9 protein-coding genes are annotated in these 12,749 nt (G+C 66.8%); 2 read left to right on the top strand and 7 right to left on the bottom strand.

Annotated elements, in window-relative coordinates; genetic code table 11:
- Nucleotides 1–17: 17 nt before the first annotated feature.
- Nucleotides 18–2,267 (bottom strand): cell wall-binding repeat-containing protein, encoded by a 2,250-nt coding sequence (locus HF024_RS01460; RefSeq protein WP_168688401.1) that lies wholly within the window; start codon nt 2,265–2,267, stop codon nt 18–20.
- A 136-nt stretch (nt 2,268–2,403) separates the two neighbouring features.
- Between HF024_RS01460 and HF024_RS19640 the strand changes: the two genes are divergently transcribed.
- On the top strand, nt 2,404–3,069 hold the full coding sequence (locus HF024_RS19640; protein WP_210723997.1) for an LPXTG cell wall anchor domain-containing protein: 666 nt from the start codon (nt 2,404–2,406) through the stop codon (nt 3,067–3,069).
- A gap of 4 nt (nt 3,070–3,073) precedes the next feature.
- On the opposite strand, the gene HF024_RS01470 is transcribed toward HF024_RS19640, so the two are convergent.
- The 6 genes from HF024_RS01470 to HF024_RS01495 all read right to left on the bottom strand — a co-directional run bounded on the left by HF024_RS01470 (nt 3,074) and on the right by HF024_RS01495 (nt 11,475).
- Nucleotides 3,074–4,096 carry a LacI family DNA-binding transcriptional regulator gene (locus tag HF024_RS01470; RefSeq protein WP_168688403.1) on the bottom strand — a complete coding sequence of 341 codons (1,023 nt, stop codon included), beginning with the start codon at nt 4,094–4,096 and terminating at the stop codon, nt 3,074–3,076.
- A gap of 4 nt (nt 4,097–4,100) precedes the next feature.
- A complete protein-coding gene (locus HF024_RS01475) occupies nt 4,101–5,606 on the bottom strand; it encodes a GH1 family beta-glucosidase (protein WP_168688404.1) in 1,506 nt (501 codons plus the stop codon).
- Nucleotides 5,607–5,608: 2 nt separating this feature from the next.
- A complete protein-coding gene (locus HF024_RS01480; RefSeq protein WP_085369653.1) occupies nt 5,609–6,535 on the bottom strand; it encodes a carbohydrate ABC transporter permease in 927 nt (308 codons plus the stop codon).
- Nucleotides 6,532–7,698 (bottom strand): sugar ABC transporter permease, encoded by a 1,167-nt coding sequence (locus HF024_RS01485; RefSeq protein ID WP_168688405.1) that lies wholly within the window; start codon nt 7,696–7,698, stop codon nt 6,532–6,534. Before HF024_RS01485 ends, HF024_RS01480 begins: the two co-directional genes overlap by 4 nt.
- 67 nt (nt 7,699–7,765) lie before the next feature.
- Nucleotides 7,766–9,091, bottom strand: coding sequence for an extracellular solute-binding protein (locus HF024_RS01490; protein WP_085369650.1), 1,326 nt, complete (start codon nt 9,089–9,091; stop codon nt 7,766–7,768).
- Between the two features lie 383 nt (nt 9,092–9,474).
- Entirely contained in the window at nt 9,475–11,475 is a 2,001-nt protein-coding gene (locus tag HF024_RS01495) for an MDR family MFS transporter (protein WP_247597251.1), read from the bottom strand.
- Nucleotides 11,476–11,833: 358 nt separating this feature from the next.
- On the opposite strand from HF024_RS01495, the gene HF024_RS01500 reads away from it, so the two are divergent.
- On the top strand, nt 11,834–12,736 hold the full coding sequence (locus HF024_RS01500; protein ID WP_085369646.1) for a DUF1287 domain-containing protein: 903 nt from the start codon (nt 11,834–11,836) through the stop codon (nt 12,734–12,736).
- Nucleotides 12,737–12,749: the final 13 nt, after the last annotated feature.

Raw genomic sequence — 12,749 nt, forward strand, 5'->3', positions numbered from 1 at the left:
GGAACACCCGGGAGTCATCAGCAGATGATTCCCTGCCCGACCGCGTCGGAGAGAAGTGACGCGCCGCCGAGGAGGACGACTTCCTTGGCAGCGATGGTGCGCTGCACGTCGTTGAGAGTCCGGAGCACGCACGCCTGAGGCGACAGAGCGAGTGGCGCCTCCTGACGCCCCGCGATCACTGCGCCCGCCAGGGCGTCAGGGAAGTTGAGACCGCTGGCGAGGTACACGCTGCCGCCCTTGGTGTGATGTGCCTTGGCGATCAGGTTCGACGTGTTGAAGCGGTCGCTTCCCGCGTAGCGGACGACGGAATGCTTGGACTTCAATGCCGTCTCGATGGCGGAGGATACGACAGTCGTTCCACCGGCGATGTATGCGGTCTTCGTACCGATCCCGGTGAGGTATGCCGAGGTGGTGGCCGGCACGGCTGCAGAGGTTCCGGGAACGAGCACGACGGGTGCGCGGAGCTTCCCCGCCGCTGCACCGGCAGAGAGGGCATCCGGATAGTCGAGACCGGTCGCGATGAACGCGGTCGTGGACGCGCTCCAGCCGTACTTCCCGATGGCGACGGAGGTCGTGTACCGGTCGTCCCCGGAGATCCGCTGCACGCTGCCTCCGGATACGACGAGCCCCTTGAGGGCGGACTCCACGGCACTGGGGACAGCGGTCGTGCCGCCGATCACGAGAATCTTCGACGGCTTCAGTCGTTTGATCTCGTTCGTGGTGGCCGCCGGCAGACCGCTGGGATGTGTCAGCAAGAGCGGACCGCCGAGCTTTGCCGCGAGCGGTGCGGCCGAGAGTGCGTCCGGGAAGTCGGTGCCGGTCGCGACGACCAGCGTGGCGACCTTGGCCGGATCACTGAATCCATGCCGGGAGATGGTGGCGGCGGTCTCGTACCGGTCGCCGCCGGAAAGGCGGGTGATGGTCGTCTTTGTGCGGTAGTTGGCGATGACCGGCGCCATGAGGTTGAAGCTGCGAGCGGCGTCGGCCGTGGCGGTGCCAGAAGGGATGGTCGGGTGTCCGATGAACTTGACGTTGGGGTTGGCGTACTGCGCCTTTTGTGCGCAGTCGACGTTCGGGCAGTCGTAGGACATGATGTCGCGCGCCTTTCCGGCGACCTGGTGGCCGTAGCTGAACGCGAAGGGGATGTTCTCCTTGCCGGAGTGGGCGTAGTCGTGGTCGCTCCCGAAGTTGTGGCCGAGCTCGTGAGCGAGCGTGAACCCATCCAGGCGATCGGCCGCGGTGACACTGACGCCCAGAGTGGGAGTGCCCTGCGCTGCAGGCAGGAAGCCCCAGCCCCATGCGCCGATCGATTTGGGGACGATGAGTGCGATCAGGTCGGCGCCGACGGCGTCGCGCTGGTTGTGCAATATATCGAGGCCATTGTCGCCCTTCTTCAACTTTTGGGCGTCGTCGCTGAGTCCTACTGAAGATTGTGTGTAGGCGACCGGGGCCATGGACATGAGGTTCACCCTGATGTTGACGCCCGAGGTTACGAGTGCGGTGTTCGTTTCCGTGACGCGCTGGGTGACTGCCGCCTTTGTAGCGGCGCCGAGCGAGTTGACGTACCCGACGAGGAGATCGATGGTGGCCGGAGTGGCCGTGGCTCGGTTGCGGGACGTTTGTTCGCCAGGATCGGGAGCTGGGACTGAACCTGGCGCGGAAAGAACGCCGTCCGTTTCTGACGGGTCGTGCGCGGCGTGACCGAGTTCGTTCAGGCGGACGACCCCACTGGACGACTGATCGATCTCCACTCGCGGCTCGACGCCGCGATCGATCCCGCCGTAGAGGGCATACCGTCCCGACTCGTCGGGAATGAACGTGAACGCCGCCGTTTCGGCGGCGGCTCCGTCGACCCAGCGGTGGCCGATCACCTCGACGGTCGGCATCGCGTCGGTTCCCTCGACGTCCAGAGAGACCGCGACCTCCGTGACCTCGATCGACACTCTCTCTCCGTCGAACAGCGTCAGCGCGAGGTCGCCAGCCTTTGGAACGATCAGTCGCTCGCCGGGTTGAGCCAGCGCGAGGGACTCGGTGGACACGACTGCTCGTACCGCGGTGTCGGCATCCAGCGCGACGGTGCGGCTCTGCGTGGTGCCCGGCGGCGTCGGACTGGCGACATCACGCCCCAGCCGGGCGTCCGCGGTGAACCACTCCCCGGTCTCATCGCCGGGGGCGGCCGACGCGGCGGACGACGAGAAGGCGATGAAACCAGCCAGCAGAAAAGTTGAGGCGGCGAGTGCTGTCGCCCGCGCGGGTCGTTTATGCATGTGTCTCCGAAGCTGCGATGGGTACTTTAGTGAGTAAGCTTTGCATATGTTTGACGTAACAAAAAAACATTCTGGCTGCGTAAATCGGCGGATTCTCTTATCTCTTCGCACCCTTCGTGTGGCTCTCGTGGTCTGCGTGGGCGCGGCAGTCTCCGGCGTCGTGCTCGCGCCGGCCGCTGCGTGGGCAGTTGACGAACAGCCTTCCGATCAGATTGCCGAGGCTGAACCGGCTCCCGATCGCATTACGCACATCGCCGTGTCACCGCTCCAGGCGCTTCCCGGCGGGCTCGTCCATGTCACAGGCGAGTGCACACTCAAGGGACGCGCAGCCACCTTGGTCGGGGTCTACTTGAACAAGGTCGTATTCGACAACAACTACGTGGATTTCGCTCTTGATGTGCCCATCGACGGGGCAACCGGTCGCATCGATGCGGACATAGCCATCCCCAGCGATGCTTCGCCCGGAACTTACAGGGTGGGTTGGATGTGCTCCATGTTCGATATGGGCTTCGGTGGCGACGACATAGACTCGGAGCCGGTGCACTTCACCGTCCTCGACTCCGGTATACCGACCCCCACCCCCGAACCCGAACCGTCGGTCGCCGTGCCGAGTGCGCCGCCCGCGCCGTCGACCTCGAACTCCACCCCGACCTCCACCCCGACCTCGACAACGTCGGAGGACGAGCTCGCCGCGACCGGCTCATCGAGCACGGTCGCGGCAGGCATCGCCACGATGATCGCGCTCGCCGGCGCCGCCATGCTCCTCCTCCGCCGGACGCGCCGCACCAAGCCGGGCGCCTAGCCCCCTACGAGCTCTGCCGCACCACCAGCTCCGTCGGCAGCAGCGTCACCCTGTCCACCGGTTCGCCTTCGATGCGGCGCACCAGGACCTCCGCCATCGTCTCGCCCAGCCCGACCGACGGCTGGTGCACGGTGGTCAGGGGCGGCGTCGCCGTGAGGCCGAAGTAGTCGTCGTCGTAGCCGACGACCGCGATGTCGCCGGGGATGCTCAGGCCGGCCTCCAGGATGGCCGAGTATGCGCCGGCAGCCATCTGGTCGTTGGCGGCGAACAGGCCGTCGATCGGCACGCCGCGGGCGAGGAGGCGGCGCATGGCTTCCATGCCGGACATGGGGGAGAAGTCGCCGTACTCGACCAACGAGGTGTCGAGGCCGTGCGCATCCATCGCCCTGTGCCAGCCGGTGAAGCGGTCGAGGCCGGCCGGCATGTCCTGGGGGCCGGTGATGAGGGCGATGTTGCGGCGGCCGCGCTCGATCAGGTGCTCTGTCGCGCCCGCCGCTCCGGCGACGTTGTCGACGTCGACGAAGGAGGCGTTGTGCTCTGTCTCGCTCACCGGGCGGCCGCCATAGACGATCGGCAGTGTCGAGCCGAGTTGCGCGTACGAGTGGTCGCCGGAGTGGTGGGAGACGACGAGGGCGCCGTCGACGTTGCCGCCCATCAGGTACCGCCTGGTCTTGTCGGGGTTCAGCTCCGACGAGATCACCATGTTGAGCGTGTACTCCGTGTCGGCCAGGTGCAGGGCGACGCCCTGGACGATGGACGCGAAGAACGGGTCGGCGAAGACCTTCGCCGTCGACTCCGGCACGACCAGGGCGATCACCTGCGTGCGACGGGATGCGAGGGAGCGGGCGGCGCGGTTCGGCACGTAGTTGAGGTCGGCGATGGCCTTGGTGACCGCCTCCGTCACCTCGGGCGTGACCTTCGTGGAACCGTTCACGACGCGGGACACGGTGGCGCGCGAGACTCCCGCACGCGCCGCCACCGCTTCGAGGGTGGGAACGGCGCGACCGTCCACCTGCTCCGACGTCATCGGGTCACCTTTCTACCGCAAGACCCATGCTAGAGCCGACGGGCTCGGCGGAGCGGCTGGGCGTGGCGGCCGTGCTCCGTGCCTCCGCGATCAGCCGGGCGAACGCGTGGCCGGACTCCTTCACGGTACGCTCCTGCGTCTCGTAGTCCACCCGCACGATCCCGAAGCGCTTCTCGTATCCCCAGGCCCACTCGAAGTTGTCGAGGAACGACCACACGAAGTAGCCGCGCACGTCGGCACCCTCCGCGATGGCGGAGCGGACGGCATCCACGTGGGCGAGGATGTACGCCTCGCGTTCCGTGTCGTGGATGCGTCCGTCGTCAGCGACCGTGTCGTCGTACGCCGCGCCGTTCTCGGTGATGTACAGCGGGGGCAGCGTCGGGTACTCCTGGCCGAGCCGGACGAGCAGGGTGCGCAGCCCGTCCGGGTTGACCTCCCAGCCCATCGCCGTCTGCGGCAGGTGCCGCGACGGGAACGTCACGTACTCGCTGCCGACGAACGGCGACGACTTCGGCCGGTCCGTCGGCGTGAGGCCGGGGACCGCATCCGCCGGCAGTGGATGCCCGGAGACGTTGTCGTCGTGGTAGTGGTTCACGCCGAGGAAGTCGATCGGCTGCGCGATGGTGGCGAGGTCGCCGTCGTGCACCAGCTCCTCGAAACGGTGCTCGCGGAGGTCGTCGAGCACGTCGTCCGGGTAGCTGCCGAGGAGCAGCGGCTCGAGGAACATCCTGTTCCACAGGCCGTCGATGCGGCGCGCCGCCTCGCGGTCTGCCGGGTCGGACGGGTCGTTGGGCACGGCGTTGGTGAGGTTGAGCGTGATGCCGACGCGCAGCGCAGCGGCGGAAGCGGCGGAGGACGCTGTGCCCGCGCCCGCCGCATCCCGCAGCGTCTGCACCGCGAGTCCGTGCGCGAGGTGCTGGTGATGCAGCGCCGCCAGCGCTGCGCGCGGCTCCCGACGACCGGGAGCGTGCTCACCGGCCGCGTACGCGATCAGCGACGAGCACAGCGGCTCGTTGAAGGTGGTCCAGTGGCTCACCCGGTCGCCGAGAGCGTCGTAGACCGCGGCAGCATAGTCACGGAAACGGTACGCCGTGTCGCGGTTCGCCCAGCCGCCGGCGTCTTCGAGCGTCTGCGGCAGATCCCAGTGGTAGAGCGTGAGCCACGGCAGGATGTCCGCATCCAGCAGCTCGTCGACCAGGCGGCTGTAGAAGTCCAGTCCTGCGCGGTTCACGAAGCGGTCGCCCGGCTTCACACGCGCCCACGAGATCGAGAACCGGTACGACTGCAGGCCGAGCTGCTTCATCAGCGCGACGTCCGCCGGCATCCGGTGGTAGTGGTCGACGGCGACCTCGGGGGTGTCCCCGCCGGCGACGGCATCCGGGATGCGCGCGAAGTGGTCCCAGATGGAGTCCTCTTTGCCGTCCTCGTGCGCTGCGCCCTCGATCTGGGCAGCGGCGGTCGCCGACCCCCACAGAAAACCAGCAGGCCAGTCGGTGGTCTGGAAGGTCATTCTTAGCCTTTCACCGCGCCGGCCATGATGCCGGAGACCAGCTGCTTGCCGGCGAGCACGAAGAGGATGAGCAGGGGGATGGTGGCCATGACGGCACCGGCGAGCACGATCGAGTAGTCGACGTACTTGGCCGACTGCAGCTGGCTCAGCGCGACCTGCAGGGTCGGGTTCTGCGGCACGACGAGCAGCGGCCACAGGTAGTCCGTCCACGCGGTCATGAAGGTGAACAGGCCGAGGATCGCCATCGCGGGACGCGCGGCGGGGACGCCGACGTGCCAGAACGTGCGGATCATGTTGGCGCCGTCGACGCGCGCGGCCTCGATCAGCTCTTCCGGGATCACGTCCACCAGATACTGCCGCATGAAGAACACGCCGAACGCGGTCACCAGGGTCGGGATGATGACCGCGCCCAGGGTGCCCGTCCAGCCGAACTGCTTCATCACCATGAACAGCGGGATGATGCCCAGCTGGGTCGGCACGGCGAGGGTCGCGATGACGAACACCATCAGCCCCTCACGGCCGCGGAACTTCAGCTTCGCGAACGCGTAGCCGGCGAGCGTCGAGAACCCGACCACTGAGATGGTGATGATGCTCGCGACGATGAGCGAGTTGCCGAGAGCGAGCCAGAACGGCACGGTGTCGAGCACCTGCGCCACGTTCGTCCAGAACTGTCCGCCGGGAAGCAGGGGAGGGTATGTGGAGGTGAGCACGCTGCTCGGGCTCGACCCGGCGACGACGGACCACCACAGCGGGTAGACGCCGCCGATGAACACGACGATCAGCAGCCCGTAGGTGAGGAAACCGGGGCGGCGGTCGATGCCGAGCGCGCGGCGCTTCGGCGCCCGGCCCTTCTGCGAGCCGGCCTTCGGCGCTGCCGCCCGGGGCGAGCGCTGCTCTGCCTGGCCGTTGCGGTCGACGGTGGCGGTCATGATCTCTTCTCCTCGCTTGCGGCGACCAGGGCGAGGTCGCCCTCGGTGGCCGTGTCGTCACTGTTCCCACTGCCCGCGTCACCCGCCCCCGCCGTGGCGCGCGAAGCCGCCAGCCGACGTGCGGTGCGTTTGGCGCCCATCCGGGCCTCTGTGGATGCGATGCGCCGGGAGATGAGGAAGTTCAGCACCCCGAACGCGACGATGATGATGAACAGCAGCCAGGCGATGGCCGATGCCTTGCCGAAGTTCTGGCGGTTGAACGCCATGTCCCACAGGTAGAGCACGGTGGTCTGGTACTGCCGCTGCGGTCCGCCCGGCACGGCGCTGGACGGGTTGAACAGCTTGGGTTCCGTGAAGATCTGCAGGCCGCCGATGGTGGCCGTGACGATGACGAAGATCATCGTGGGCCGGATGCTCGGCAGCGTGATCGAGAAGAAGCGGCGGAACGCGCCTGCGCCGTCGAGGGCGGCCGACTCGTGGATGTCGCGCGGCACGGCCTGCATCGCGGCGAGCAGGATCAGCGCGTTGTAGCCGGTCCAGCGCCAGTTGACCATGGATGCGATGGCGACATGCGCGGGGAACGTCTCCGTCTTCCAGTTGATCGGGGAGAGGTGGACGGACTGCAGCAGGTTGTTGATCAGGCCGTACTTCTCGTCGAAGGCGCTGGAGAAGATGAGGGTGACAGCGACGGGCGTGACGACGTAGGGGATGAGGACGCTCATCCGCCAGAACGTCTTGGCCCGGATGTTCTGGTCCAGGATCGCGGCGATCAGCACGGCGCCGATCAGCTGCGGGATCGCGGACAGCAGGAAGATGCTGAGGGTGTTGAACAGCGAGTTCCAGAAGAACGGGTCGCTCAGCTCGGCGACGTAGTTGCCGAGGCCGACCCACTCGCCGGGGCCGGTGAGGAGGTTCCACTTGTTCAGCGACACGACGAACGTGTAGACGAGCGGGAACAGTCCGACCAGGCCGAACAGCACGAAGAACGGTGCGATGTAGAAGTAGGGGGACGCCTTGACGTCGAAGCGGCTCAGCTTCTGACGCGGGGTCAGGGCGCGGCGCGCATCCCGATCCTGCTTGCGGCGGTCGCTGCGGTCTGTGCGGTCGGCGGCGCCTGTGCCATCGGCGTCGGCCGCGGTGGGCGGTGTTGTCACGGAGGTCATGCGCTGGTTCTCCCCAGGGTGCGGGCCCCCGCCGCCTGCGCGGCGGGGGCCCGGTCGGTGCTGGATGTTACTTGTTGACGACCAGCTGGTTGAGCAGCTTCATCGCGTTGGCCCAGGCCTGGTCGCCGTTCGCCTTGCCGGAGTCGAGCTCCTGCACGGACGGGCCGAAGACCTGGGACTGGATGACCGAGTCGTCCGGTCCCTTGTACTGGGCGACGACGCCCTTCGCACGCTCGGCGAGGATCTGACCGATCGGAGCGTTGTTGAAGAACTTCGTCAGGTCGCTCTCGCCGGTCACGCCGGAGTCGGACTGCGCGGCGGTCACGGACGGGAAGGTGCCCGCGGCCTGGAAGGTGGCGACCTGCGACTTGGCGGTGGTCAGCCAGGCGGCAAGGTCAGCGGCCTCCTTCGGGTGCTTCGACTGCTTCGGGACGGTCAGGAACGATCCACCCCAGTTGGCTGCGCCGCCGGGGAAGACGTTGGCGAAGTCCCACCCGGTCGCTGCGTCTCCGCCGCCGGCCTTGACCTGGCCCTGCACGACGCCGAGCATCCAGCCCGGGCAGACGAACGTGGCGAACGAGCCGTCGGTGAACGCCTTGCCCTTGCCCCAGTCCCACTGGGTCTGGTTGGAGGAGAGGCCGGCAGCCGCTCCACCGGCGAGCTGGCTCCACAGGCCCTTGAGCGTGGAGTTGTCCTCGATGTTGAGCTTGCCGTCCTTGGTGTAGTAGCCCTCCGGCTGCTGATTCACCATGGCGTTCCAGAGGAAGCCGGACTGGTCGTAGAACGGCTTGCCGCTGGCGGCCTTGTACTGCTGGCCGACCTTGAAGTAGTCCTCCCAGGTGGCGTTGTCCCCGCCGAACAGCTTGGCGACGGAGTCGCGGTCGCTCGGCAGACCGGCGGCGGCGAAGAGCTTGCTGTTGTAGCAGAGACCCTCCGGCCCGATGTCGGTGCCGTAGCCGATGATGCGGCCGTCCTTGTCGGTGGCCTGCTTGAGCTTCCAGTCGACCCAGCGGTCCTTGATCTTGTCGGCTCCGTAGTCCTTCAGGTCGTTGAAGTCCGTGGAGACCTGCATGACCTTGCTGAGCCAGCCTTCTTCGACGGCCTGGACGTCGGGGAGGCCGCTTCCGGCCGCTTCCTTGGTCTGCCAGTCGGTCAGGGCGTTGTCACCGGTGTCGATGTTCGTCGCCTTGATCTTGATGTTCGGGTGCTCCTTCTCGTACTGCGAGTAGAGCTTGTCGAATCCCATCGTGCCGAACGTGGTGACGGTCAACGTGATCGGGTTCGAGCTGCTGCCGCTGTCTCCACCGCTGGATGAACATCCTGCGGCGAGGAGGGCGAAGGATGCGGCGCCTGCAACGGCGGCGACAACCTTGGTGCGTCGTGAGAACTTCACGGTCACTCCCTTGTGTGCGTGGTCTGGTGGTGGGGCGCTGAGAGCGCTCTCAACCACTGGTGTGAGAGCGCTCTCACGCGTTGCCACAGAGAATATGCAGGCATTGCGGGCGGTGTCAAGCGCGAGCGTGGTCGCGCTCTCATCCGCACCAATCCGCGGATGTGTCATTCTGCCGCTCGCGCCGTGGGTGATTCTGCGTCTTGCCCAACAATTCCGGGGGTTCGGGACGCACGGACGGCCGTCGTGAGGCTGTCATGGCGACTCTGCGCGGTCGTCGCGTCGTGACCGAATCGTTACCGTCGCGGGGCGCGGTTCGGGGCTCGCGCACCCACAACGCACAGCGGCCGCCGCCCGCGAGGGCGACGGCCGCTGTGCGCTGGAACCTACTCCGCTGCCGGCTTCGGGCGCTGCGCGCGCAGGGAGGCCGTGTCGGCTCCCGGCTCGATCAGTGCGCCGAAGTCGTCGGCAGCTCGGTGGGCGAGGATGCCCGTGTCGTACTCCTCGTCGCTCTCCGCAGCCACGGTGCCGGCGAGCACGCGCTCGCGGTCGGCAGCCGCATCCGCTGCGTCGGCCGCGTCGTCCGCGGCCTCCTGGAGGGCCGACTTGGCCCGCAGCGGCGGCGTCTTGAAGAACCAGGTGAGCACGAACGCGATCAGGACCACGATCAGCGCCACCCAGTAGACCTCGATGGCCGACTGGTTGAAGCCGACGAGGAACGGCTTGGAGAGCCGCTTGTCGGCGCCGTTCAGGAACGACGTGTCGTCGAGGCTGGCGCCACCGGCGGAGTCGGACTTCTTCAGCTGGGTCTGCAGCGTGGGCACCGCCTTCTCGACCACCTGCGAACGCTGGTCGGCGTTCGAGAAGTCGATCGGGGCAGCGGGCACCTTCGTGGCCGCGATGTCGGCGGGGACGCCCTGGGCGACCAGCTGTGCGACGGCCGCGTCGTGCGCGCCCTTCTGCGCGTTCGCCTCGAGCGGGGTCACGATCTTGTTGTAGATCGTGTCCATGATCTGCTTGTTCTCCGGCGCGCTCGCCACGGACGGCGTGAGTGCCGCATCCAGAGCATTGGTCAGCGTCGGCTTGTCGCTCAGCGAGGTCTGGATGTTGCCGGGCATCACCGTGAACAGCAGCGACAGCAGCACGGCCGTGCCCAGCGTTCCACCGATCTGGCGGAAGAACGTGGATGCGCTGGTCGCCACACCCATGTCCTTGAGCCCCACCGAGTTCTGGCTGGCGATGGTGAGCGTCTGCATGAGCTGCCCGAGGCCCAGGCCGATGAGCAGCATGGCGCCGGCGATGAACCAGTACGAGCTGTCGAACTTGAGGAACGTCAGGTAGAAGAACCCGCCGGACAGCAGCGCCGTGCCGATGATCGGGAACTGCCGGTAGTGGCCGGTGCGCGAGATGATCTGGCCGGAGGCGATCGAGGAGATCATCAGGCCGAGGATCATCGGGAGCATCTGCAGGCCGGACTCCGTCGGCGTCGCGCCGAGCACGAGCTGCAGGTAGAGCGGCAGGGTCAGCATGGCGCCGAACATCCCGAAGCCGACGAACACACCGATGATGGTGGCCATCGAGAAGGTGGAGGAACGGAACAGCTTGAGCGGGATGAGCGCGTCGTCCTTCATCGCCATCTCGACGAGGATGAAGGCCACGATGCCGATGGCGCCGACCACGTAGCAGGCGATCGCCCCGGCGCTGTCCCAGCCCCAGTCGCGTCCCTCTTCCGCCACGAGCAGCAGCGGCACCAGGGCGACGACGACCGCCGTCGCACCCCACCAGTCGATGCGGGCGGAACCGCGTTCTCGCTTCGGCAGGTGCAGGAACCGCATCACGATGAAGAGTGCGATGACACCGATCGGCACGTTGATGAGGAACACCCAGCGCCATCCGGCGATCCACAGGATCTCGTTGGCGCCGGCGAACAGGCCGCCGACGAGCGGGCCGATGAGGCTCGAGATGCCGAAGACGGCGAGGAAGTATCCCTGGTACTTGGCGCGCTCGCGCGGGGCGAGCATGTCGCCCATGATGGCGAGCGGCATGGACATCAGGCCACCGGCGCCGAGGCCCTGGATGGCGCGGAACACCGCGAGCTCGATCATCGAGGTCGAGAACGTGGCGGCGATCGAGCCGACCACGAAGATGACGATCGCGAGGATGAACAGCGGGCGGCGGCCGAAGATGTCGGACAGCTTGCCGTAGATCGGCGTGGAGATCGTGGAGACGATGAGGTAGGCGGTGGTGACCCACGCCTGCTGGCTCAGACCGTGCAGATCGTCGCCGATGGTGCGGATGGCGGTACCGACGACCGTCTGGTCGAGGGCGGACAGGAACATACCGGCCATGAGGCCGAAAATGACGAACAGGATCTGACGGTGCGTCATGATCGCGTTCCTCGGTGCGGCGGGCGCCGCGGATGCTTGGCTTGACATGAATCTCCGAGTCGAGAGTCTGATGGGGACGCCCGAGCCACGGGAGTCACACCGGTGTGGGGCACAAAAAAATTTGCGGAGAGTGCAAAGTTACACCCGGTGCGACTGTTTCAGCAACGTGAAGTAGTTGTCATATGTAAACGTTCGCCACAAGCGAACGCGCATCCCGGATTCCGCGCATTCATGCGGATGTATGGATCGAATCCACGCGAACCACACCCCCCGCACAGGTGTCACCGAAAAAGCAGGCGTACCGTGAAAGGAGACCCGAATCCGACGCCCCCCATTCGACATTCGATCTGAAGGTCCCATGTTCCGCCAATCCCGTACGACCTCTTCGCGCCGCCTCATCGTGGCAGCAGGCTTCGCCGCAGCCACCGCGCTCATCCTCACCGGATGCGCGGGCGAACCGTCGCCCATCACCAAGGCCGTGGCCGGCGCATCCCCGTCGTCGGAGAGCACGAGCATCTCCACGATCCGCCCGGCAGCAGGCAGCGTCTCCGGTGCAGGGACGGTCACCATCTCCGGCAACAACCTCGACGACGTGAAGAGCGTGCAGATCGGCGGCCAGCAGGCCACGGTCACGCACACCAGCGACAGCAAGGTCGTCGCCGTCGTCCCTCCCGCCGCCAACTACCAGGCCGGCGCCGTGGATGTGGCGCTCACTGGCAAGAACGGCAAGGCCATCGCGAGCAGCGACAAGGCGTACGACTACAAGGTCGCGACGCCGGTGGACAAGCAGCTCGCATACGCGATGACCTACTGGAAGAACTACAACACCGCGGAGTGGGGCGACCTCAACCCGGTGGGCGGCGACTGCGCCAACTTCGTCAGCCAGTCCCTCATCGCCCGCGGCTGGCAGATGAACGCCGACTGGTACAACAAGGACGCCGCGGCCGACTGGAGCCCCGCCTGGGGCTACGTGCCGTCGATGGATGCGTACTTCCAGGCGAACGCCGCGGCTCTCGGCCTCACGGAGTACCCGCTCGACCAGCGCGACAACATCAAGGTCGGCGACATCGTGATGTTCGACTGGAACGACAACGACTCCCTCGACCACGTGCAGATTGTCTCCTCCGTGCAGAAGGTCGACGGCAAGGTCGTCATCAAGATGGTCGGCCACAACGAGGACACCGACTACCGCGACCTCGACACGACGATCACCGTCGACCACCCCGGCGCCATCGGCCACTTCTGGAGCCTCTCCAAGTAGCCTGCATGCCCGC

The organism is Leifsonia sp. PS1209, assembly GCF_012317045.1.
In the GTDB taxonomy this organism is placed as follows: domain Bacteria; phylum Actinomycetota; class Actinomycetes; order Actinomycetales; family Microbacteriaceae; genus Leifsonia.

Excerpts from the sequence above, each read along its gene's own strand:
- HF024_RS01460 (WP_168688401.1), bottom strand. The coding sequence starts at position 2,267 with ATGCATAAACGACCCGCGCGGGCGACAGCACTCGCCGCCTCAACTTTT.
- HF024_RS01470 (WP_168688403.1), bottom strand. The coding sequence starts at position 4,096 with ATGACGTCGGAGCAGGTGGACGGTCGCGCCGTTCCCACCCTCGAAGCG.
- HF024_RS01475 (WP_168688404.1), bottom strand. The coding sequence starts at position 5,606 with ATGACCTTCCAGACCACCGACTGGCCTGCTGGTTTTCTGTGGGGGTCG.
- HF024_RS01480 (WP_085369653.1), bottom strand. The coding sequence starts at position 6,535 with ATGACCGCCACCGTCGACCGCAACGGCCAGGCAGAGCAGCGCTCGCCC.
- HF024_RS01485 (WP_168688405.1), bottom strand. The coding sequence starts at position 7,698 with ATGACCTCCGTGACAACACCGCCCACCGCGGCCGACGCCGATGGCACA.
- HF024_RS01495 (WP_247597251.1), bottom strand. The coding sequence starts at position 11,475 with ATGACGCACCGTCAGATCCTGTTCGTCATTTTCGGCCTCATGGCCGGT.
- HF024_RS01500 (WP_085369646.1), top strand. The coding sequence starts at position 11,834 with ATGTTCCGCCAATCCCGTACGACCTCTTCGCGCCGCCTCATCGTGGCA.